We start from the raw sequence: 20,655 nt of genomic DNA on the forward strand, positions 1-20,655 counted from the left end.
GTCCTCCATACTAAAGATCTTTCGCTCAACCACCGAGGGTGTCATGATCCATAGCGAGAATGACTCGACCGGGAGGATACCTGCGGTCGCGTACGCACGCATGTCTACCGATGGCCAAAATCACTCGATCCAGCATCAGTTGGATTGCATCCATACGTATGCGGCCACCCACGGCTTGGAGATCTTGAGGGTTTATGCAGACGAAGGGCGTAGTGGGTTGTCCCTGCTGAATCGCCCGCAGTTGCAAGAGCTGTTGGCTGCAGCAACAGATGCGGCCTGTGATTTTTCCGTGATTGTGGTCTACGATGTCAGCAGGTGGGGAAGATTCCAAGATGTTGATGAGGGCGCCTTCCATGAGTACCTATGCCGAAGGGCTGGTGTCGCAGTCGTATATTGCGCTGAGCAATTCATCGATGACGGCTCGCCTCTGTATGCAATCATGAAGGGTATCAAGCGCGCTATGGCCGCGGAATACAGCCGAGAACTCTCGGCAAAAGTATTCCATGCGCAGTGCCGCTTTTCCCTTATGGGATATAAGCAAGGCGGACGCGCAGGATACGGCCTACGCCGAATTCCGGTCGCTGCTAACGGAGAATCGCGCAGCCCCTTAGAAGCAGGCGAACGCAAGCCAATGCTGACAGATCGGATCACGCTAACGCCTGGTCTGCCTGAGGAAGTTGCGCTTGTGCGTAGTATTTATCACTGGTACATAGAAGATGGGTGGAGCGATAGTCGAATCGCAAGGCATTTACGCGCAGATGGAGGCACCACGCACATGGGTGTCCCCTGGGATCCGTCCACCGTCCGACGGATACTCACAAACGAGCGATATTGTGGTCAGCTATTATTCAACCAGACTACACGTCGACTGCACAGCAAGGTGGAGGCGAATCCCGAGGAGTTATGGATACGTTGCAACGATGCATTTGAACCGATCGTGAGCCGTCCTTACTTTGAGAAGGCGCGCAACATTCGAACGCTTCGCGCCGCCGGCCCGGCCCCGGAAGATGTGCTGGGAGCTTTACGCGCCATTTACCAGCGGCACGGCACGATCAACATAGAGCTTTGTAAAGCCTCGTCACTACCTGGCCGTGAAACGATGCTCAGATTATTTGGCGGCTACGTCCAAGCCTATGCCGCTGCTGGCCTACCGTCGTTGCATACGCCCAGTGGCGCGCTCGGGATTCGGACTATGCGTGCGTTAATCGAGGGACTGCTTAAGGAAGTTGGCGAGAGAGCACTCCGGGCGGGGGGCACCATTTGTAAGACACAGGCATGGAACATATTACTTTTGAACGATACGCTGAAGCTGAAGGTTTCGATTGCATCATGCCGACGCTATCCAGACTCTTGGCGACGCTGGCGAGTAGCATTACGCAAAGGTGGGCATGCCGACTTTGTCTTGTGTGCCCTTATGGATACAGACAACGTGAACATCCAATGCTACGCGTTGATGAGCACTGCTGAAGCTACAAAAGACAGCCTATTTCTCAGCGAGAGGACGCTCGGACGCTACTCCGCATCTTGCTTTACGACGCTCGATCAAATCTTTGGATTGAGCTGATATCGCTGCGCCCTATCGGTTTCCGAAGCACCTAGTCCGAATATCGAGGCCAGGGTTGGATGCCGGTATTGCCCTCCGTCGTCGGGATGCTCCCCACGCAAGATGATATGACCCTGGGTAAAGTCCGCCACGGGAATCAAGTAATACCCCATGACACCGGCGTTGGCAGCGTCCATCTGCACGCATAGAACGAAGTCGGGCACCGGCGAGGTGTGGATTGGGATACGCCATCTGATGTGACCAGCAGGGTCGTGACGTGAGCGCGCCACGACAAGCTTGAGGCTAACCCGTCCATTGAGACGCAGCAGCCAAGGATGTTCGCACTGCACATGCGCCCCACCTGCCTGTTCAATTGCCATCTTGATCGCCGACATCGTCGCCTCGCGCAATTGCCTCACTGAGCGGAGTGTTCGCGCGCGCAGAAGTGGTTTTGCCGCCGGCAGCCCTGCGGCCGAGTACGCCTCAGCCAAAGTTCCAAATCGCGCGTTAAAGTACTTAGGGTTCGGCACACCAGGCGCGGCGCTGATGATTGATACCGTGACCTTGCCATGTTGCTTGTACAGCGCCCTCAGCATCTGGAGCAGCTCATCGGACGTTTTAGGTCGCTTCCGCCACAGCCGCTCATCGGCGGCTTTCTCAAAAAGCTGCGGCGCCACGATAGGCGGGAAGGCATCATCTATGCAAATCCAGTCATCCGGCGGGTTGAGCGTCCGCGGAGTACTCATCTTCGCGGACCCGCGATTAAACATGATTCGACCGACGTACTTTTCATTGGTCAGAATGCTCTTCACCACGAATGGAGTCCAAGGTCTGCGCCATTCCGTTGGCACTTTCAACGCATTGAGCTTGGCCGCAATTTCTGTATCACCCAATTTTTCGTACACAAACCAGTGATAGATCTGCTGAACGGTTTCAACCTCGCGTTGCGGCCCCCAGCAGAAGCGCACGCGATCTGTCGCTGCGGCCTTCCGCTCACCCGGCTTTAACACTCGCCGCCTGTTACCATCCCGGTCATAAGACACACGCCGTAACCCATAGCCTGCATACCCTCCCATCTTGAAGCCCTGGTTTGCAAACTGGCATTGAGCGGAGAAGACCTTGGCGGATAGTTCTCGACTATACTCAGCAGCCATTGTGCGCTTCATACCCTTGAGAATCGAGGCAATCGCCGAGCCATCGTTCTCAAATTGCTCCGCACAGTAAATTACCTGGATACCAGCCTGGCGGCATAAGTATTCATAATGAGCACCTTCGTCGGTATCCTGAAATCGCCCCCAACGACTAACGTCGTAGACCAGCACCATTTCAAAGTCCGTCTTCTTGGCAGCAACGTCATCCATCAGCTCCTGCAAGCCGTCCCGGCCATTAATACGTAAGCCACTCTTTCCGGGGTCAGCGTACATCTTGACGACATCAACGTCGTGCTCATCAGCGTATTGCTGAAGCCGCTCGCATTGATGCTCGATGGAGCGATCTTGCGGGCTGCTCGACATGCGAACGTAGATTGCTGCACGCCGCCGGTCGCGTGGAGGCGAAAGGTTCTGGGGTATTGGTTGGCGGGCCATAGAATCTTTACATGCCCTTGTAGGCCAAACCAAGCCGAAATGCTTCACTCGCTACCGCGCGTGCGTCACGACCACATAGGCGTCTGCGTGTGGCGATTAGAATCGCCGCTCGATGTTCATGCACGAAATCGGCAGCAAAATCGGCACCATGGCTTTGCGCAAGGGCATGAAGCACAGCAGAGATTGCCGCCTGCTGGTACATGAACGCGCTGTCGAGCTGGATGAGTCGGGGTGCTATCACAAAGCCTCCGCGTCTAATTAGTTCAACATGGCCCTACCTCAGGCCCAGGCTAACGACCTCCCGTGCCTCCGGCTTCCGGAACGATTAGGGGTAGATTACAACCTTCACGACTCAGTGATTTGAGCCAGCGCAAGCAAGCAGACTCGAACTTATCTGACAATTGAGGTCTGATCAAGTCTGAGCTACTACACTTTATAAGGTGCCGCTGTTCGCTCATTCATCAGCCCCTGTGCGAATAAGCAGGCCAGCGACGCGCCTGTCGGCCATAGGCCCGACGCGGATGCAACACCTCCGCATCGGACCTATGGCCCTAATTCCTTTAAATTGTTAAAGAACAGTGTATTGCCAATTCCGGCAGCACCACGCACTTACACCAGAGAGAGTTCAAACGAACTCATTCAGGTGCAGGGCAGCTACTTGTCCAAAGCCGCCATGCTGATAATCGCATCAAACTCATTGAGCACATCCGGATGATGCCTTGTCAGATGACGCAGGATGGAGTCATTGGCCATCAACTTCGCCAAATACCCCCTAGCCAGTACAAGGTTGAGGACATCCTGGCCATAGGACTGCTCAGCAAGTTTGAACTGTTCTTGCAGATTCCCCATCTCTCTTTCCATCTTCGCCATCTGATCAGCGCTTACGCCGGTCATTCTTCTAGTCTTGGCTTCGCCGACAATCATGTTGCTGGGCGTCGCTGCCACCAAGGCCTGCGCGTAGGCAACCGTGAAATTATTCGCGCTGACCATCAACTCCACACACTCGACCTGCCTGGTCGGCTTCAGCTTACGTAGCACTGCTCCGAGATTAGCAGAGAACACCTGGTCGCGCAGTAATTCAGCGGCCTCCGGGCAGATTCCGTCAAGCAGATTTAGCTTTTTCAGAATATGGCTAATATCAACGTCCAGCGCTTTGGCAAGTCTCTCCGGCGCCACGCCACGCTCAACAGCACGCCGGATCATAACGTGCTCCTGGATACTAGAGAGACGATTTATTCGATTGTTGTAGGTATAGCTCTCGTCGTCGAGAGCCACGAGACATGGCGCCGTATCGAACCCCAGCTGCTTTAAGGCCGTCAGCCGCGAATGCCCATCCAACAAGATGTATCGTTTGTCTCGATCAGGTTTACCTACAGATAAAGGCTCAATCAATCCGACGGCCTCAATCGACGCAAAGATTTGCTTGAATTTTCGGGAGGTTAGCAACCCATCAGGACTTTTTCGCGACGGCAGAATCGATGACAGCGGCAAACTCAATGGTTCTGGCACAAAGCCAAGAGGTGGCTTTCCCATGATTCAGAATCCTTTCGACCATACTCGGTCTGCAAGATACTGCGGCAGCGTATCTAGACCTTCTGCACGCAACAGGTTTCCAAAGTTCTCGTCAATCAAGAGCTGGCGCAACGCGCCCACGATGAACAACAGACTACGTTGGGCGGTCTCAGATTTTCTGACCAGCTGCTTCTGACGCTCGACTTCGCGCTTGTAATTGCGCACCAGGCTCGATGTCGTGACATCTTCGTTCCGCTTCTGGGATCCCATCTTGCCGCCCATACTTCTGCCACGTACGCGACGACGTTCAATTACGCGACGTGCCTGAATCAGTTGGCTGCCGCGTAGCTTGCCTGACTCGTAAGCCTCCTGCAAGGCTGACTGAATCGCCTTATCATCGTTGCCGGCACCGGCGATAGTGATAGCGGCATTGAGTGGGATACGTCCGCTGCCCACCGCCATCAACAGACGTTCTTCGCCGTTCTTGAGCAAGTATAGGATGCCCTGCACATAATCCAAGCTTAGGCCAGTCTTTTCTGCAATGGCCTTTTTATCGTATCCCTGATCTCGCAACTGCTCGATGCCAGCAAGAAGCTCTAACGGACTGAACTTGCGGCGGGCGATGTTCTCCGTCAGACTCATAATAAAAGCTGACTCGTCATCGACGCTCATGACTATCGCAGGGATTTCCGGCTGACCGATGCTTCTGAACGCTTTAAACCGTCCTTCGCCACAAATCAACAGGTACCGTTCGCCATCCTTGCCTACTCGTGGCGTCACAACGATGGGTTTCTTCAAACCGAGGCTTTGAATGTTGGTAACGATCTGTTCGAACATCCGATTATTACGTTCGCGCGGATTGAGTACGTCGATTCTCTCCAGTGGAATCATGCGCAATTCTGACTGATGATAATTCTGGTTGTGGCTCATGCGCTCCTCCGCAGACGAATACGCCGAGCCATGCCATACAGATAATCTAGGCTGTCGAAGTGATAGCACTCAAACTCGATGCAGTTATGGTCTGCCAAATGAATGCGCGGCTGCCCGAAGTCGAGGCGCGGCAAAAGGTAATAATCCAATACAGCCTGATTTTCACTATCCAAGCGCACTGCCACTGTAATGTCTGGAGCGAGTGTAGTGTCGAATCGTACCTTCCAGCGTCGCCGTCCATTGTCGAATGACTGGCAACGAGCCAATACTAACGAGACAGTGAACTCGCGATTGACGGTGAGAAGGTCCGTGGCTGGATCGCGCTCAACTACGCCGCCAACGCCAGAAATCATCTGCTCCGTTTCGCCGACGATTTCTGGATACAGGCGGCGCAGGAATTGATTGGCTTCCAGGTACTGGTAATCTCGATCCGGTGTAAAACCAACCGCCTGGTATGCCCGGATCAGGCTACCAAACCTGTGCGCATAGGCCGCCGCCGATGGCATACCTTCAGCTTCGTTGATAATCAATCCCGAGAGGTATCCATGTCGCTGGTAGAGATTGCGCAGCTTCTCGACAAATTCTTCCTCGCTGTAGCGGTGCGCCCTGGCGCGCATAATACCTTGCGTGGTGTAGAAAATCTCCGGAGGTACGATGCCTTCGAATGCCCCTTCCTTCTTGATCCACATATCCGGGCTATTGACTACACGATGCTTCTTGAGCTTGAACGATCGGCGGTTGTAGATATTGTTCCCAATGTACTTCTCATTGGACAGTACCTGCCGGACCGTGGCCCGCGTCCAGTCGCGGCCGAGATCGGTCTTGATGCATTGACCATTGAGTCGCTCTGCAATCTCTGACTCCACCAAATTGTCTTCAACAAACCAGCGATAAATCTGATTAACAACATCCACTTCAGCATCTGGGCCTGGCTGTAAGATCACGCGATCCGTTTGGAGGCTTTTGTGCTCGCCTCGCGTCAGCTCGCTTTTGACGGAACCGGTCTGATCGACCAGAACGCGTCGTAGGCCATATCCAGCAGGGCCGCCCTGTCGAAAACCCAGTTCAATCAGACGGCACTGACCAGCGAATACTTTGGTTGACAGCTCCCTGCTATACTCGCCAGCCATAGCGCGCTTGACGCCCTTGACGATAGTGGACACGGGCGAACCATCGTTCTCGAACTGCTCCGCACAGTAGGCTACCTGGATTCCAGCGCGACGACAGATATATTCATAGTAAGCACTTTCATCAGCATCCTGAAATCGCCCCCAGCGGCTCACATCATAGACAAGGATTATCTGGAAATCCGCTACACCCGTCTCGACATCTTTGATTAGCTGCTGCAAAGCCTGGCGACCATCGATGCGCAGCCCGCTTTTTCCGGCATCGGCGTAGGTACGGATGATCTCGATACCGCGTCGCTCTGCGTATTCGCGGATCTTGTCGGCCTGGTTCTCGGTCGAATACTGCTGATGCTCAGTAGACATCCGAACGTATTCAACGGCACGAAAAGTTACCGGAATTTTCGGACGGTCTGGCACCCCTGCTGATTGTTCGTCTAGATACATGGCATCCGATCCCTCTGCTTTGATGTGCATGCTCTCGGTTCAGCCTTACCCGCATTGGGACACGACCGAACATGGGCGTGGCGTATTTCGCCATGACGTTTTCATCAAAGCGATTGAAACCACAATGGGCCGAAAATACCGAACTCCTGCCGAAAAATCTAACGAGTCCTCTCTTTGCACGCGTCCTTTTTGCACGGACAATCCAAGCATGCCGGAGTAATTTCTACGATCAAACTACCGCTGCGGGATATACCGCTCCCTCTGGCAGGCGAGATTTTGTACAGTCCCGGCGCCAGCGTTAAGGGCGATATCCACGCGTCCATCTTTACACCATCCGTGTTGCTAAATGGCCCGGATCGTTGTGGATCTCGGCTGCGTTGTGCATACTTTGCATGAACCTCGCGATAGTGACGCCAGTAGTCAGGATGGCTTTCTTGCCAGGCGCGTTGAGCCTCTCGCTGATTCCCCCGGTAATCAGGGTCGGACCGCAGCTTACTTTGCTGCCATTGACGCTTCCTGATTCGCTGGCATGCCGGCGCTGAACAAAAGGCTTGCTTAGGCGCTTGCGGGCGTGGTTGAAACGTCTGACCGCAGCCGGCGCAGTGCTTGATCGTCATTGCTTTCTCCATATGAACAGGATATGGAGACATTGCTTGACTGCGGGATTTTGATGCGCCACATAGGCTGCAACGGGTAACTGCCTGGAGCCGCCTATCGCCTTGAGTAAGATAGGCACAATTGGGAGGCAATGGAGAAGATGTGGAGAGATTTAATGAGGTCGGTTTTTTGTCTCCTGAGTTGCAGGGCTGGACGAATGGTGTGGCGGATGCAGCAACCTTCGATGAGCAACGCCACATCGTGTTAGAGCTCTGCGCACATGGGCTAAGACGGCATCGCTAGTTTCTAGCCTGTACGATATCAAAATCGCGTAAATACTTTCGCCCATCTGCGGTGAGACGAACCCCACCGTTACCGTCAGTTTCGACAAGGCCAACGGCTAATAACGATGTTGCCTCATTGTGCAATGGTTGATAGAGATTGCCCAGACTTGCCAATTTCCTGAGAGCATCTTGCTCTCGTTCCGTCAGTTTGAACTCCACGGCCTCCTCCTAAGTCCTTAATGATCAACTATCGTGTTTTGTAGAAATAACAACACATCAACGGTTATCGAAAATTGAAGACGATTTTCAACTTTTGCTTCGATTCCCAACAGTTGTTGGCGGAAACTGGTCCCTCGCTATAAAAGTAACTCTGCGACGTAGGACTCGATCCTGGTGAGAGTATTATCAGACTACTGACAGGGACGTGCAAGGCTAGTCGCCTCGCTGTTGATTTTCCTCAAGTTCTGCGGGTGTGGCCCAACGCCCCCACTGAAACGGTCTCACACGAGACCATCTACAACGCCACCGGAGGCAATCGAGCAGGTGCCTCCGCAGTCATGGGCGACGTAGATCAAATAGTCGGCGTTAGAACCCTCGGCTGCGTCCCTAATAGGGGGAATCTCACATTATGCATCGTCAAGTCTCACAAGATCCTTCTCCCCCTCCCACGAAGACTGGTCGAACTGGGTGACGCGTCTCAACATTTGGTTCCCGCTACATCATTTCGCTAGAGTAAAAACGGCCTTCGGGCCGTTTTTTTTTGCATTCTCAAAAAGATAACTACCTTCTAGCAATATCTTGTAGAAATTAATAGTATGATTCGTGAAAGGAATATTTAAGAAATCGCAACAGGGACCTGTATGGAATTCTATTGGGTGAACTTGGGTACGACTCACAAGGCGGTAGTGGATCAAGGCTTCTTGTGGGCGCCGCTTAGTCCTATTGGTGACAATGGGAAGGCAGTAACGAGAGTTCATTGGGACAACGTCGGCAATGTCACTAAGGGAGATCTGGTCTTCTGCTGCTATGATCAGCGCATCAGTTTCCTAGCTATCGCACGCTCGAACTCCTACCGTGGAACCCGCCCAGTCAACGCGTCCTTCAACGAATGGGACTCAATTGGAAATCGGGTTGATGTAGACATCATCGAAGTTGACAGAAGAATTCATCGGGACGAAATTTCCGCAGAATTTATCGAACGTTTTGATAAGCGAACAGGCCCCTCAGTCTTCAATAACAAAGCCACGTTGAACCAGATTTACATGGCTCATCTGCCGGCAGATGCGGGCCTATTCTTGCTAGAGACGGTACATCAAGCAGGATTATTCGAGCAAGCCGCAATTGAATCCGGTGAAGCGCCTCACCAACGAATTTCACAGACAACTCGCGAGGCATTGGTACAAGCCCGAATTGGACAAGGAAAATTTAGAGCAGATCTCATCCAACGCTGGAATGGCAGGTGTGCGCTGACGGGGCTATCGAATATTAATTTAATGGTTGCATCGCATATCGACGCTTGGGCTCTTTGCGACAATCAAGCACGATTGGATCCCGACAACGGCTTACTACTTGCCCCCCATATTGACAGACTTTTTGATAGAGGACTCATAACCTTCGAGGCCGACGGAAAACTTCTAATTAGTGACAATCTCGACGACAAAGCCCGGTACATTTTTGCGCTCGACAGATTTGGAGGCATCGAAACCCTTACATCAGGCAATCTTGCCTATCTTGCGAAGCACCGCGCTAGATTCGAATTCTCATAGCGCACCAGGTTGAGACTGAGTATTTCTCCCTCAAGACGAAAAGGAGCGGGCAAAAGCGCGACAGCCATGTTGAAGTTCCGCGACACGGCTAGCTGTACCGACAAATACCTGCGCGAACGAATCGGCACCGCCACACGCGTAACCGCGAAGTCATCCTCGCTCCTGTGTGACGGAGAGCAATGGCGCGCCTCACCTGGGCTGCTGCGTAAGATCATCGATTTGTAGGTTGAGCACCTGACGCCAGTCCAATGCAGCCGTGTTTTCACTGGCACAGTGGGACCGATCGCCGCCATGCAAATGATATAAACGATTTATATTATTTCTCTATAGAGCACCAGGCCTGGGTCCGTGCCGACGAGAGCTTCCGCTGTAGCATAAAAAAAAACTTTCCCCAATGCCCGTAAACATGGAGCGATTTCGACAGCCGCACCCGTCTTATATGCACCAGCTAATGCGCAATCAAGTCGACCGGCAAGGGCTCCCAACTTGGTCTCGTGTTCATGCAAATACAATTCTGACATCGAGCCGCCCTCTTGCACGTAGACGTATGACGGTGCCGTTTTTTCTTTCAACAATGCGGCACCTTCTTGATCAACCGTGATACGCGCTTGCCCTCCTGGCAAGCACTCGTATTGGATCGTTCCTTTCGACGTCATGACATAGAGAGCGACGGCAATCGCGTCGCCCTGGTTTAAAAATATCTTTGACACAGAGGTCTTGGTCATCGGTTGCTCCTGATATGAGCCGGCGAAAGCAGGATATGTGCGAAGCTGCGCTGTATTGTAGGTAGCTCTCGCCAGAGCGCGCGATGCTACTGCGTCAACCAGTACCACATCAGCAGCTACTTTCTTACCTTAAAGGGCAAAACTAATTAGACCTCCGTTTAACTAGAAATATCTTTTACTTCGCAAAAAAAATGCAGGCCCATAGACTCGGTGCCTCGAAATACGTGCAGATAGCCGGGAGCAGCAACAGCTCACCCTTGATAGAGCTTTTCGCTTGTAGCTTGAAGAACCGCACCACAACTGGTCCTGTGCCCTTCGTAAGCAACTGGGCGACCATCAATCGTGTGCTTGTCGTCGCCTTCGGCAATAGTGCAAATGCCGCCGTGCCCAACCACTGGACATGTACATTGGTCGCCAATACATGCGACAGCCTTTCCATCTACTGTGAAGTGCGGCGCGCTGCTGCTGACAACTTTACCGCCGTGCGACGTAGCATCGCCAACGCAAATTACCTTACGCATAACGTTCTCCTCTTATTGTCCCGGCCTCTCAAAGTTTTTCAGATCTATAGCGGGAACGGTGGCATTCGTCCTGGCTCGATCTCTGAAATTACTAGCTGCTATCTCAGGATAACCTTTGTCTCCTTTTCTTTCTCAAATTTCCCGATCAAATGTACCCATAAATAATAGCCGGCTGACAATCTTCCTATGAAATATATCGACAACGGGACAGAGAGCATACTAGCAAAAAAAAGCGTTCCAAATTCTCCGCCGATGCCAGTTATTAGTTTTTGCAAGGGATAGCCAAGTAACGCGAAAGGACATAATATACTTATTGCTTTAGCATAAAAATTCTTATTAGATTTTATCTCTTTAAAATCATAAATATCCTCTATCTCGTCTCTATCCACATAAGAAACAGCTCCACAAACCTCTATCTGATTTTCAAAGTAACTCGTTTTTTCAAAAATTTTACGAATCCATCTTATTTCAAAAACCACCCATATCGCAGAAACAAGGAAATATAAAAGTAAAATAAAAATCCTGAAAAAAAAGCTTCCATGGGGTGACATTAAACAAAGAACGAACGGCGCCATGCTAAATAAAACAATTGGAATAATACCGAACGCCCCCACTATTAAAACAAAAAATTTTAAGCGCAATGGACCACCAGAAAAATATCCAATTAAAAAAAATGCCACGGATAAAAACAATACAATAAAAAAAAGTAAAAATAATGGTTTTTTTTCATATCCCAAAATGTCAAAAACCACAAAAAATAAAATCAAAGTAAATGAATTCACCATGAGAAATACCGGTATAATTCTTTTCCATGGGTTAGCCTCGATAGCGCGTCGAATAATCATTCCGTGAATCCTCCATATTTCATAGCTTGTTCTACGGCCGGACTGTAGCCCTTATAATCAAGTGGCAATTCTCTCTCAAGTTTTTCTATGCTTTTCTTTATTGTGGCGCTCGCTTTTTCAGAAATTTGGTTATGCTTATCCAAATAATCAACCGCCAAACCTACTAGAATGGAAACCACAACGGTTCCCACGATTACAACGATAATAGGAGCGCCGCCGCTAAATGTAATTAACCCCCACATCACGCAGGAAGTAATTGCTGAATTCATTATATTTTTACTGACGTCCAAGCCTATTTTGATAAAAAGATCAGTTATATCCTGTTTTGGTTTTCCTGTAATCGGATCCCGTCGTTCATAGTCAGCGCTCCACTCGGCGATATCCAACGTCACGGTAAACAATATCGAAAGGAGGCCAGCACCTTTTGAATTTCCCTTTACGGTTGACCAAGCTCCATGACGAAGTCCATCGGCCGAACCTGCACCGAAGGAGAATGCCAAAACCTTGGTGTTCTTTGCACTATAAAACACGGCAGCGATTTGCCGCCGAATCCTTGTCGAACCCGTTAAGATTACATAGACCTTTCTGCCCGCGTTTTTATGGTTAATTGCCTTCAAAACTATTTTTTTATCCCACAACTCACTTATCCATGCTTTATTATCGCTAGCGTATGCGGATTGCGAGACGACTTGATTCATTATCCAGTTATGAGTTACAACCCCACCGGAAACTATAACTTCATTTTCTCCGCCGTGTTTAAAAAAATCCGCAACATCTCTCGGCACATCATCTTTTGACGCGTCTATTTCTACTATTTGAAGAAACTTTTCGGCTTCATAGTTGCTCAAGACCGGTGGCGTACTATAACTTCCGTCCGGCTGAACAACATCGAATGCCTTACGATTATCAGTTATTAAATTATTTCTAATTATTATGCTTATCGGAGCCGGCTTGAAGGATGGATCTATGCTGTCAAGACTAGCATCAATGCTGCTCACAACATACTCTCCAAGTTTTACGGAATCATGATAAAGCGTGATTTTCCCTTTAAAATTTCGACCAATCCATAGGTGCAAAACCTCTCCGTCACTAAAATAAACCTTTTCGTTTGTGTGTATTAATTTCTTTGTTCTGGTGTCATACATTTCTGAAGTATCTGAAATTACGGTATATTTCTTTCCTAACTCCATTTGAATATCAAATATAACGTCGCGGTGTTTTCTGAGAATAACTGTTACTGTCTCCGCGTCGTCCATCCAGCATTGAATTGGTTGACCGGGCAAATCAATCGGGACCGTCACTTTTTTACTTCTTTTTTTACTATTACGCTTTTTTTTAGTATGTGTGCTTTTAGTAGACATGATCACTCCTGTTTTCAAAATCACGACCGACGGGAGGGTTGAATCAGCATGAAACTACCGGTGGGAGCGTCTTTGATCGTCGCTGCTCCACCTTGGAGATTGCTAACTAGCTCTTGACTGTCCGTATGGAAAATAAGTTTGAGCGGTTCGCCTTCTGGGCTCTGACCATCAGCGTCCACGAGCTCAATCCTCAGTTCCCGAACAGCTTTGGGGGTAGACTCCGAAAATTTAGGGAAAGCAGTGTTCATCGTAGCTCCGCCGACAAAGGGGAAGCTAGCACCATGGTGAGTAATCGTGCCCTGAGTTCCAATGTCAATGCCTCCGCCGATCTTAATAAACGATCCATCCTCGGCGATCAGCACTATTTCCTTGGCCATACCGACTAATTTTCCGTCGCGTGCTGTAAAACTAATATCCTTCGCTGAATTAATTACCGTCCCATCATGCTGACTTTGTAATAGCAATTGACCATGGTGAGCGATTGCACGAAGGCCGCCGTATTGCGAAAATAATGACATACCCTTCCCCGAATTGATTACCACGTTCTGCCCAGCTCCCATTTGCAAGTGCTGCTTCGCGAATGAATCCAGATTCATTCCCGCATAACTGACTACAGTTCGAGGTGTCGCAAAGCTGATACCAACTGGTGCAGTTACACCGATTACGGCATCGTGGGCGGAGCTGGCATCGGAATTTTCTTTGTCGTCCTCCCATCCATCGATCGCACTACCCAAGTCATCCTGGGCGGTGATATCGGTAGGTAACCCTTGATGATCTTCCGCATAGCTTCCAAGTGCATGGACAAGTTCTCCGCACTGATCCAGCAGGCTCAAGAACTCATCTCTAGCTAACTGTTTGTCCGCGCCGCCCAAGCGCTGCCAAGCCGTCAGCAACAGGCCCTTTGCACCGCGAACAGCTATTGCGTCATCACTGCGCAACTCCGCGCCCATTCCTCTTCGATTACCGCTGCCGCCTCGTTTCGGCAGCGTGAGAAATCCAAGATTAAGTTCGCTTCGCCCATGATCACTCGCAAGTTGCGCGCTGATCTCACCGTTTGTGTCATCGAACATCAGCTGATTCGCGCGTCCACCTCGCACCTCGCGGCTTTTGATACCGGAAAGGTAACGATTGCCAGGTAGGTCACCTAGGCTGCTCAGCGCTGGCGGCTGCGCCTGCTGGTTGTAGAGCTGCCCGACGATCACCGGCTTGTCCGGATCGCCGCCGAGGAAGTTGACCAGCACCTCGGTCCCCACGCGGGGCAAGGCGACGGTGCCGCATTGCTGCAGGCTGCCTGGGCCGTTGCCGGCCCAGTTCGACGCTACGCGCACCCAGGCCGAATCCCGATCGGAATCGGATGCGCCCCTGCCGGCGGCCTCCTCGTGGTCAGCCGCGCGCGTGCCGGGGAAGCGGATTTTGACTCGCCCCATTTGGTCGCAATGCACTTCCTCCCCTTTCGGGCCGACCACGATCGCGCTCTGCATCAGCGCCTGCGGCAGGTCGGTACGCGGGTCGTAGGCCGGCACGATGATCACGCCGCGCCGCACGGCCGTGAATTGGATGTGCATGCGCAGCGGTCCCGACGCCACCTTGTCCGCCACGTCCCTTTGCATCTGCAGCTCCTGCCCGCCCTGCATCCACCGGCTGCGGGCGAACAGCTTCTCGACGCGCGCCGCCAGCGCCTTGGGCAGGTTGTTCTGCGCGTTCACCTGCAAGGCCGTGACGACAAAATCCCGCTCCTCGGCCGGATGCCTGTCCACCTCGGGATGCTCGGCCAGCGTGAAGTACTCCCCCGCGCACAGATCGCGCACGCTGCCTTCGCCGTGAAAGCACTTCGACTCGAAATCGTGCCGACTCATGCGCAGCTTGCCGAGGCGGCACAAGTCCTCGTTGTCGTCGCCCGCGTGGGGCGCCAGGATTTGATAGTCGTCCAGGCTGGCAGCCAGGTCGTTGCCGTGGACGCCTTGGTCCACGCCGCTGTCCACATCCGCCATCATGAAGTCGCGCCCCAGCGGATTGCGATAGTCCCAGCTGTGCCGCGTCACCTTGCCGGCTTGCAGGCTGCGCACCGCGCTCCAGGAGGTGATCGTGTCCCGCTCCTCCGTGGCGGCGTCGCGGTGGTAGCGGATGGTGCCGGCGGCGTTGCGGCGCAGGCTGTCGGCGTTGTTGAACAGCACCAGCGTGTGCACCGGATATTCGCCGCCCACGGCGCGCACATACCAGCCGATGCCGCGCCGCTTCAGCAGGCGCCGGATGAAGGCCGCATCCGATTCGTTGTGCTGCATCGTGAATTCGCGTTGCGGGTATTCGCGGATGGTGAAGAATTCATCCAGCTCGTGCTTGAAACACACGCCCAGGATGGAACTGTTCTGCCGCCATTCGTTCAGGATGCGCTGCACGATCTCCACTTCATCCATGTTGCGGAACACGCGCGTGTTGTTGCGTTTTTCCAGCAGCGCGAGCGCGTCGCGCAGCACCAGCTGGTAGCTCGCCAGGCCGCCGTCGCTGTCGCCCGAGCAGGCCTCGGTGACGATGCCGCACACGCTGCGCAGGTCGCCCTGGTCGGTGACGAAGTCCAGCGCGGCCGGCACGGCGATCATCTCCTTGAGCGGGAGTTGCGCATTGGCCGACACGCACAGCACGCGGTACTCGATGCCGCCGCACAGCGTTTCGGAGCCGTACACTCGCTGCGGCAGCAGCATGTCATCGTTGACGCCTCCCGGCAGGTCCAGCCGCAAGCGCAATGGCCGGTTGCTGGTCACGAGTTCCTTGGCCAGGCCCATGAAGCTGAAAAAGTCGTTATCGCTTTCCACAATCGCTCCTCAGATATGCAGCAGGTACATCAACTCTTCCCGGTCCCGGTCCGACGGCCCGTCCACCAGGCGGGCATTGACGCCCAGCCTGCTTCCGCCATCCAGGCTCAGCGCGGATATGTCTTCCGCCCGCTGGATCAGGTGGACTTCATACGTCATGCCCACGCCGCAATGCAGGCCCAGCATCGCTTCCAGCCGCCGCGCGGCGCTGTGGCCGGGCAGGAAGTCCTCATACAGCGCCCGGTCCAGCGGGCCGATGTGCAGGCGCACCCGCGCGTCGCAGCCGTAGGTGCGCTGGCCCAGCATCACGCCCGCGCCCAGGTCGACGTGCGCCACGCCCAGCCGGGCCTGGTCCGCAGCCGGCAGCGCTTGCCACTGCCCCACCAGCTGCTCGACCACGACGCGGACGTTGAAGTATTCCGAGTAGATGCCCGCCATCAGCGGCGCCGATGCGCTGCGGCTGCGGAGCTGCATCGCGTAGCGCGCCAGCGTCTCGCGGTCGACGGTTCCGTCGGCATGCGCACCGGACAGTGCAAGCAGCATCGCGAGATATCCGTCGCCGCCATCCGTCGCCGCCATGCATTCCGGCCGGTGCTTGGCCCATGCCTGGTAGAACATGCACAGCGGCCGGTGCGACAGCATGTCCAGGAACGCGCGCGGGCCGCCGTCGTTGCTGGTTCTTTCGTGGCGGTTGATGCGTTCGGAGTAGTGCAGCGGCAGCGCGCCATGGCTGCCCAGCAGGCCCATGAAGGCGGGCGTGAGGCGGACCACGTCGTGGCCGTCGTTGCTGATGTTCTCGATCTGGTTCGGAGGGAAGGCCAGCGACAGCCGGTTACGGTAGCGCAGCCGGCGTGGCGGCCGCGACTGCTCGATCAGGCGCACCGCCTGGAAGAACTCGAAGCCGTGCGGCTCGGCCAGCAGCACATCGATCAAGCCAGCGTCAGTGCGCCGTTGCGAGGCAGGCATCGCAGCAACTCCTTTCCGCTTCCGTGCGACAGCACGACCAGTTGCGTGAAGCTGTTCAAGTGCACATGCAGGCCGAACAGGTGGTCGAGCACTTGCACGAAGGCGTGCACGCCGGTGCCGGCATACGCCTCCTCGTCCAGCGACACCCGCACTTCCACGCCGCGCAGGTAGGCCTTGCCGCGCGCCTGCCGCACCCACGCGGTGGCCGGCTGCTGCGACAGCGCCATCACGCCGTCGATCTGCCGCTGCGAGACGGCGCTGTCCTGCTGGGCGTACAGGCGCAGCATCGCGGTCAGCGCCGGCAGGCCTTCCTGCGTGAGCGAGCGGTGGTTCAGGGCCAGCTGCGCGATCAGTCCCCATCGGTTGGCGCCGCCCGGCTGGCGCCAGGACAGCGTCGGCCGCCGCATCAGGCGGATCGGGAAGCCGCCGATGGCCGCTTCGGCGCTGAGGTCGCCGGCCGCGCGGCCGTAGGGCAGGCCGTGCGGCAGGTTGCGGTTGGTGCAGGTGAGGCGCACCGACGCCGTGCCCTCGTCCAATGTCAGCGGGGAGAAGTCGCGGTCCAGCAGCGCGAGCGTGTATTCGTGGCCGGCTTCGGCGTCGGCCAGTTCCTCGTCGCGATGGGCCAGCCAGTAGTGGCCTTTGCGGCTGTCCTGCTCGCCGTGGCGCAGCGAGTAGTAGGGGAAGAATTCGGTGAGCGAGTTGCCTTGCGGCGCTTTGCGCAGCAGCTGCACGGTGTCGATGCTGTAGATCTCGCAGGCGTTGCCCGGCATTTCGTCCGGCATCAGCGGGTAGCTGCTGCGGCGGTGGTCTACGCGGATCGGCGTGGCCGCCTGCTGGTAGAGGTTGATCACGGGCGTGCAGCCGAGCAGCAGGTGCTCCGCCGACAGCGTGCGCAGGATGCGCGCGGCCGGTGCGTCGGGCCGCACGTCGGCCAGGGCGATGCGCAGCGTCAGCCGCGAACAATCGGCCGGGCTGGCGGCGAGCAAGGCGGACAGGTCGATGTCGAAGAAGTCGAATTTCTCAGGGAAGGCGAAGTACTCGCTCAGCAGCCGGTAGGCGCTGTGCTCCGAGGCGGCGGTCGGCAGCAGCGCGTCCTCGGCGGCGAAGCCTGCCGGGGCGATCGGCATGCCGTCCAGCAGGCGCCACTGGCCGTTCGCCTCCACGCAGGCGCAGGCCGCGCGCATGAAGAGCATGTCCCGCAGGGCGGCCCGCAGCGAGGCGTCGCAATCGATGAAGACGCGCAGGGTCGACAGCTCCAGCGAGGCCAGGCCGCGCGCGGTGGCGGTGCTGTCGATGGTGATGCAGATCGCGGAGCCGGCCTCGGCCGGCAGCGGCAGGGTCGATGGCGCCTGGATGTAGGGCTCGAACCAGGCGGCGCCGATGGCCACCGGCGCCACCGTCACATCGTAGACGCTGCGAAAGCGGCAGCTGATGGCGCCGCGTCCCTGCGATTTCAGCGCCGTGCCGCGCGGCAGCACGCTGACGCTGGTGACGACGTTGCCTGCCGCGCCGCCGTAGTCGACGTGGGCGATGGAGCAGGAGGGGATCGGCCGCAGGTAGTGCGGATACAGCATGCCCAGCAGCGCTTCGGTGAAGTTGGCGTAGCCGTCGTCGAGCAGCTTGGCGGTGCGGGCGTTGAGGAAGGCGGAGGCCTGGATCAGGCGTTCGACATGCGGGTCGGCGCAGGTCTCTCCGCTCATTTGCAAGCTGCCTGCCAACTTGGGATAGCGACTTGCAAACTCGGCGCCGGAGCGGCGCAGCATGCTTAGTTCGCGTTCGAAGTAAGGCAACAGCTTTTCCATCGTGGCATCCCTCGCAGTTTTTTACCGCACAGGTTGCCGATGATGTCATGCCCGCTTGTCGCGCTTTTGATCTTCAACAATCGCCTTGCAGCTTGCACTACGCAACGCCGCGAGGCGCAACACTATTGCTGAGATTGAAACGGCGCCAGCGCCTGTTCGGCCGCGGCGGGACTGAGGGTTCTTGCCTCAAGCGTACCGAGGGCGCGTGCCACGTCGGACCTGCGCGCCGGGTCCCGCAGCACGGCCTGGTTGTCCGTCATGGAGCGCAGGATCTGCGCGGTGAGGCGGTCGAGCTCGGGGCGCACGGTCTTCGCCAGGTCGGGGGCGTCGGCGAAACGGTCCACCTGTTGCGCGCGCCATTGGGCGAACAGTTCCCTCTGCACGGTTTTGGATGCTTCGATTTGGGCACGGAACACGGCCTCGACCCAGCTGCCCGGCAAGCCCAGCGCGGCGCCCTGCTCCACGGCGGCTCGGATGACCTGCGCTTCACGCGGCAAGTCTTCGACCTGCGCGCGCGCGTTCCATTTGGCGCGTGCGACGCCTTGTGCCAGCAGCAAACGTTGATCGATGGCGAGCCTCAACGGCTCCAGTTGGGCCAGGTTCCCGCCGCGCGCGGCAGCGTGGTCGAGACGCTCGCCGGATTTGTCCTGCGCGCCAGCGATCCCGCCCGCGAGCAGCAGAACAAGTAAGGCTGCGCCTCTGGTCCAATATCCAAGACGGGTGTTTTTGTGCAAAATTTTTACTCCTGGCTTCCGTGAGAAACCAGTGTACCGCCTTCAGCGGGCCGGCGTGCGGCCTACTTCGTCACGCGCTCCCAGCCGGCGCGCACCGCTTCCTTGAACTTTTCCCAGCTCGATTGCGCGTGCCGGCTTTCCCAGTCGCTGCGCAGCTCGGGTTCGACTTCTTCCCATGGCTTGTCGCGGTAGCCGGGATTGCCGGCCATCGATTCGCCGTAGCGGTAGGCCGGATCGAATTCCTGGTAGGTGTTGCCGGTGTACGAAAGCGTCTTCTCCCAATGCGAACGGAAGTATTCGGCGTCGTCCCCGCTGTCGTCGCCGCGCAGGATGTCCAGACTGTCCTGGTTGGGCACGGACGTGCTCGGATAGATGCGCATGCCGCTGCGCTGCACGGTGCTCTGCTCGGAGATCGGCGCGTTCACGCCGGTCATGGTCGGCGACACGGTCTCGCCGCGCTGCATCGAGCCCAGCGTCAGCGAACCCTGCTCGGAGCGGGCGAAGTCCACCGCCTCCTCGCGCGGGCGGATGCCGTGCTGCTCGGGCGCGCTTTGCTGCGCGCCCAGCGCGGTCTGGGGTGCACCGCCACTACGCAGCAGCTCGCCGCCGGTCCAGCCGCTGGCGCGCCACATGGTCTCGTGCTCGTCGATGTCGATCGGGTTGAAGTCCTCGACGATGTCGGCCGCGCGGTCGGCCGCCTCCATGCCGTGGGTCTGAATGGTCAGCACCACGTGGCCGCGGTTGAGCGCCTCGGCGTAGATGTGGCGGTCCGCGTGCTCGCGCCCCAGCAGCTGGCTGAACATCTGCTTGATGCTGTGCAGGATGGAGGCGTCGTCGTTGATGCGCGGCGTGCCCGCCACGCTGCCGGAATCGCTCACGGTGATGCTGTCGGCGGCGTAGCCGCTGTGGATCAGCTCGTCCTTGGCTCGGTTTGCCTCGGCACGGGTTTCAAATACTGCTGCCAGTGTGTGTGTCATGATGGGCTCCTGGGTTGAGACGGTTGAGATCGGTCACCATTCCAGTCTACGTCCGATGCCTGCGGCGTAGCGCCCGTTTGCCGAGAGGCAATCCGAGGGCGCGCGCGTTGCCCACCCCGCGCGCC

17 protein-coding genes are annotated in these 20,655 nt (G+C 55.8%); 3 read left to right on the forward strand and 14 right to left on the reverse strand.

Annotated elements, in window-relative coordinates:
* Positions 1–43: 43 nt before the first annotated feature.
* Positions 44–1,564 (forward strand): recombinase family protein, encoded by a 1,521-nt coding sequence (locus HUX88_RS29260; protein WP_117015677.1) that lies wholly within the window; start codon positions 44–46, stop codon positions 1,562–1,564.
* On the opposite strand, the gene HUX88_RS29265 is transcribed toward HUX88_RS29260, so the two are convergent.
* Positions 1,543–3,129, reverse strand: coding sequence for a recombinase family protein (locus tag HUX88_RS29265; protein ID WP_117015676.1), 1,587 nt, complete (start codon positions 3,127–3,129; stop codon positions 1,543–1,545). The two genes, HUX88_RS29260 and HUX88_RS29265, sit on opposite strands and share 22 nt — an antisense overlap.
* Before the next feature lie 112 nt (positions 3,130–3,241).
* Here HUX88_RS29265 and HUX88_RS31975 point away from each other — a divergent pair, with 112 nt between their 5' ends.
* Complete coding sequence (locus HUX88_RS31975) at positions 3,242–3,391, forward strand: hypothetical protein (protein ID WP_158568991.1); 150 nt, start codon at positions 3,242–3,244, stop codon at positions 3,389–3,391.
* Between the two features lie 392 nt (positions 3,392–3,783).
* Here the strand turns inward: HUX88_RS31975 and HUX88_RS29270 are convergent, their stop codons facing one another.
* From HUX88_RS29270 to HUX88_RS29285, 4 genes are all read right to left on the reverse strand, one after another.
* The gene (locus tag HUX88_RS29270; protein WP_117015675.1) at positions 3,784–4,662 is read right to left on the reverse strand and encodes a plasmid partitioning protein RepB C-terminal domain-containing protein; all 879 of its coding nucleotides are present in this window, start codon (positions 4,660–4,662) and stop codon (positions 3,784–3,786) included.
* Between the two features lie 3 nt (positions 4,663–4,665).
* Positions 4,666–5,571: a ParB/RepB/Spo0J family partition protein gene (locus HUX88_RS29275; protein WP_117015674.1), complete on the reverse strand. Its 906-nt coding sequence runs from the start codon at positions 5,569–5,571 to the stop codon at positions 4,666–4,668.
* On the reverse strand, positions 5,568–7,142 hold the full coding sequence (locus HUX88_RS29280; protein WP_117015736.1) for a recombinase family protein: 1,575 nt from the start codon (positions 7,140–7,142) through the stop codon (positions 5,568–5,570). Before HUX88_RS29280 ends, HUX88_RS29275 begins: the two co-directional genes overlap by 4 nt.
* An 896-nt stretch (positions 7,143–8,038) precedes the next feature.
* Complete coding sequence (locus HUX88_RS29285) at positions 8,039–8,242, reverse strand: hypothetical protein (protein ID WP_147330550.1); 204 nt, start codon at positions 8,240–8,242, stop codon at positions 8,039–8,041.
* Between the two features lie 641 nt (positions 8,243–8,883).
* On the opposite strand from HUX88_RS29285, the gene HUX88_RS29290 reads away from it, so the two are divergent.
* The gene (locus HUX88_RS29290) at positions 8,884–9,789 is read left to right on the forward strand and encodes an HNH endonuclease (RefSeq protein ID WP_176364033.1); all 906 of its coding nucleotides are present in this window, start codon (positions 8,884–8,886) and stop codon (positions 9,787–9,789) included.
* Between the two features lie 311 nt (positions 9,790–10,100).
* On the opposite strand, the gene HUX88_RS29295 is transcribed toward HUX88_RS29290, so the two are convergent.
* The 9 genes from HUX88_RS29295 to HUX88_RS29335 all read right to left on the reverse strand — a co-directional run bounded on the left by HUX88_RS29295 (position 10,101) and on the right by HUX88_RS29335 (position 20,530).
* A complete protein-coding gene (locus HUX88_RS29295; protein WP_176364034.1) occupies positions 10,101–10,514 on the reverse strand; it encodes a hypothetical protein in 414 nt (137 codons plus the stop codon).
* A gap of 251 nt (positions 10,515–10,765) precedes the next feature.
* Positions 10,766–11,035: a PAAR domain-containing protein gene (locus tag HUX88_RS29300; protein WP_176364035.1), complete on the reverse strand. Its 270-nt coding sequence runs from the start codon at positions 11,033–11,035 to the stop codon at positions 10,766–10,768.
* Between the two features lie 98 nt (positions 11,036–11,133).
* The gene (locus HUX88_RS29305; RefSeq protein WP_176364036.1) at positions 11,134–11,880 is read right to left on the reverse strand and encodes a hypothetical protein; all 747 of its coding nucleotides are present in this window, start codon (positions 11,878–11,880) and stop codon (positions 11,134–11,136) included.
* A complete protein-coding gene (locus HUX88_RS29310) occupies positions 11,877–13,241 on the reverse strand; it encodes a hypothetical protein (RefSeq protein ID WP_176364037.1) in 1,365 nt (454 codons plus the stop codon). The genes HUX88_RS29305 and HUX88_RS29310 overlap by 4 nt, the downstream gene beginning before the upstream one ends.
* A gap of 20 nt (positions 13,242–13,261) precedes the next feature.
* Positions 13,262–16,051, reverse strand: a complete 2,790-nt coding sequence (locus tag HUX88_RS29315; RefSeq protein WP_373886858.1) for a type VI secretion system Vgr family protein — start codon at positions 16,049–16,051, stop codon at positions 13,262–13,264.
* Positions 16,052–16,060: 9 nt separating this feature from the next.
* Positions 16,061–17,017 carry a type VI secretion system baseplate subunit TssG gene (gene tssG, locus HUX88_RS29320; protein WP_176364038.1) on the reverse strand — a complete coding sequence of 319 codons (957 nt, stop codon included), beginning with the start codon at positions 17,015–17,017 and terminating at the stop codon, positions 16,061–16,063.
* A complete protein-coding gene (tssF, locus tag HUX88_RS29325) occupies positions 16,981–18,819 on the reverse strand; it encodes a type VI secretion system baseplate subunit TssF (RefSeq protein WP_176364039.1) in 1,839 nt (612 codons plus the stop codon). The genes tssG and tssF overlap by 37 nt, the downstream gene beginning before the upstream one ends.
* Positions 18,820–18,941: 122 nt before the next feature.
* Positions 18,942–19,553: a gamma subclass chorismate mutase AroQ gene (gene aroQ / locus HUX88_RS29330; RefSeq protein ID WP_217916497.1), complete on the reverse strand. Its 612-nt coding sequence runs from the start codon at positions 19,551–19,553 to the stop codon at positions 18,942–18,944.
* A gap of 62 nt (positions 19,554–19,615) precedes the next feature.
* The gene (locus HUX88_RS29335; protein ID WP_176364040.1) at positions 19,616–20,530 is read right to left on the reverse strand and encodes a hypothetical protein; all 915 of its coding nucleotides are present in this window, start codon (positions 20,528–20,530) and stop codon (positions 19,616–19,618) included.
* Between the last annotated feature and the right edge of the window lie 125 nt (positions 20,531–20,655).

It is taken from the genome of Duganella sp. BJB1802, assembly GCF_013369445.1.
GTDB lineage: Bacteria > Pseudomonadota > Gammaproteobacteria > Burkholderiales > Burkholderiaceae_D > Rugamonas > Rugamonas vulcania_A.

Excerpts from the sequence above, each read along its gene's own strand:
- HUX88_RS29260 (WP_117015677.1), top strand. The coding sequence starts at position 44 with ATGATCCATAGCGAGAATGACTCGACCGGGAGGATACCTGCGGTCGCG.
- HUX88_RS29265 (WP_117015676.1), bottom strand. The coding sequence starts at position 3,129 with ATGGCCCGCCAACCAATACCCCAGAACCTTTCGCCTCCACGCGACCGG.
- HUX88_RS31975 (WP_158568991.1), top strand. The coding sequence starts at position 3,242 with ATGTTCATGCACGAAATCGGCAGCAAAATCGGCACCATGGCTTTGCGC.
- HUX88_RS29270 (WP_117015675.1), bottom strand. The coding sequence starts at position 4,662 with ATGGGAAAGCCACCTCTTGGCTTTGTGCCAGAACCATTGAGTTTGCCG.
- HUX88_RS29275 (WP_117015674.1), bottom strand. The coding sequence starts at position 5,571 with ATGAGCCACAACCAGAATTATCATCAGTCAGAATTGCGCATGATTCCA.
- HUX88_RS29280 (WP_117015736.1), bottom strand. The coding sequence starts at position 7,142 with ATGTATCTAGACGAACAATCAGCAGGGGTGCCAGACCGTCCGAAAATT.
- HUX88_RS29290 (WP_176364033.1), top strand. The coding sequence starts at position 8,884 with ATGGAATTCTATTGGGTGAACTTGGGTACGACTCACAAGGCGGTAGTG.
- HUX88_RS29295 (WP_176364034.1), bottom strand. The coding sequence starts at position 10,514 with ATGACCAAGACCTCTGTGTCAAAGATATTTTTAAACCAGGGCGACGCG.
- HUX88_RS29300 (WP_176364035.1), bottom strand. The coding sequence starts at position 11,035 with ATGCGTAAGGTAATTTGCGTTGGCGATGCTACGTCGCACGGCGGTAAA.
- HUX88_RS29305 (WP_176364036.1), bottom strand. The coding sequence starts at position 11,880 with ATGATTATTCGACGCGCTATCGAGGCTAACCCATGGAAAAGAATTATA.
- HUX88_RS29310 (WP_176364037.1), bottom strand. The coding sequence starts at position 13,241 with ATGTCTACTAAAAGCACACATACTAAAAAAAAGCGTAATAGTAAAAAA.
- tssG (WP_176364038.1), bottom strand. The coding sequence starts at position 17,017 with ATGCCTGCCTCGCAACGGCGCACTGACGCTGGCTTGATCGATGTGCTG.
- tssF (WP_176364039.1), bottom strand. The coding sequence starts at position 18,819 with ATGGAAAAGCTGTTGCCTTACTTCGAACGCGAACTAAGCATGCTGCGC.
- HUX88_RS29335 (WP_176364040.1), bottom strand. The coding sequence starts at position 20,530 with ATGACACACACACTGGCAGCAGTATTTGAAACCCGTGCCGAGGCAAAC.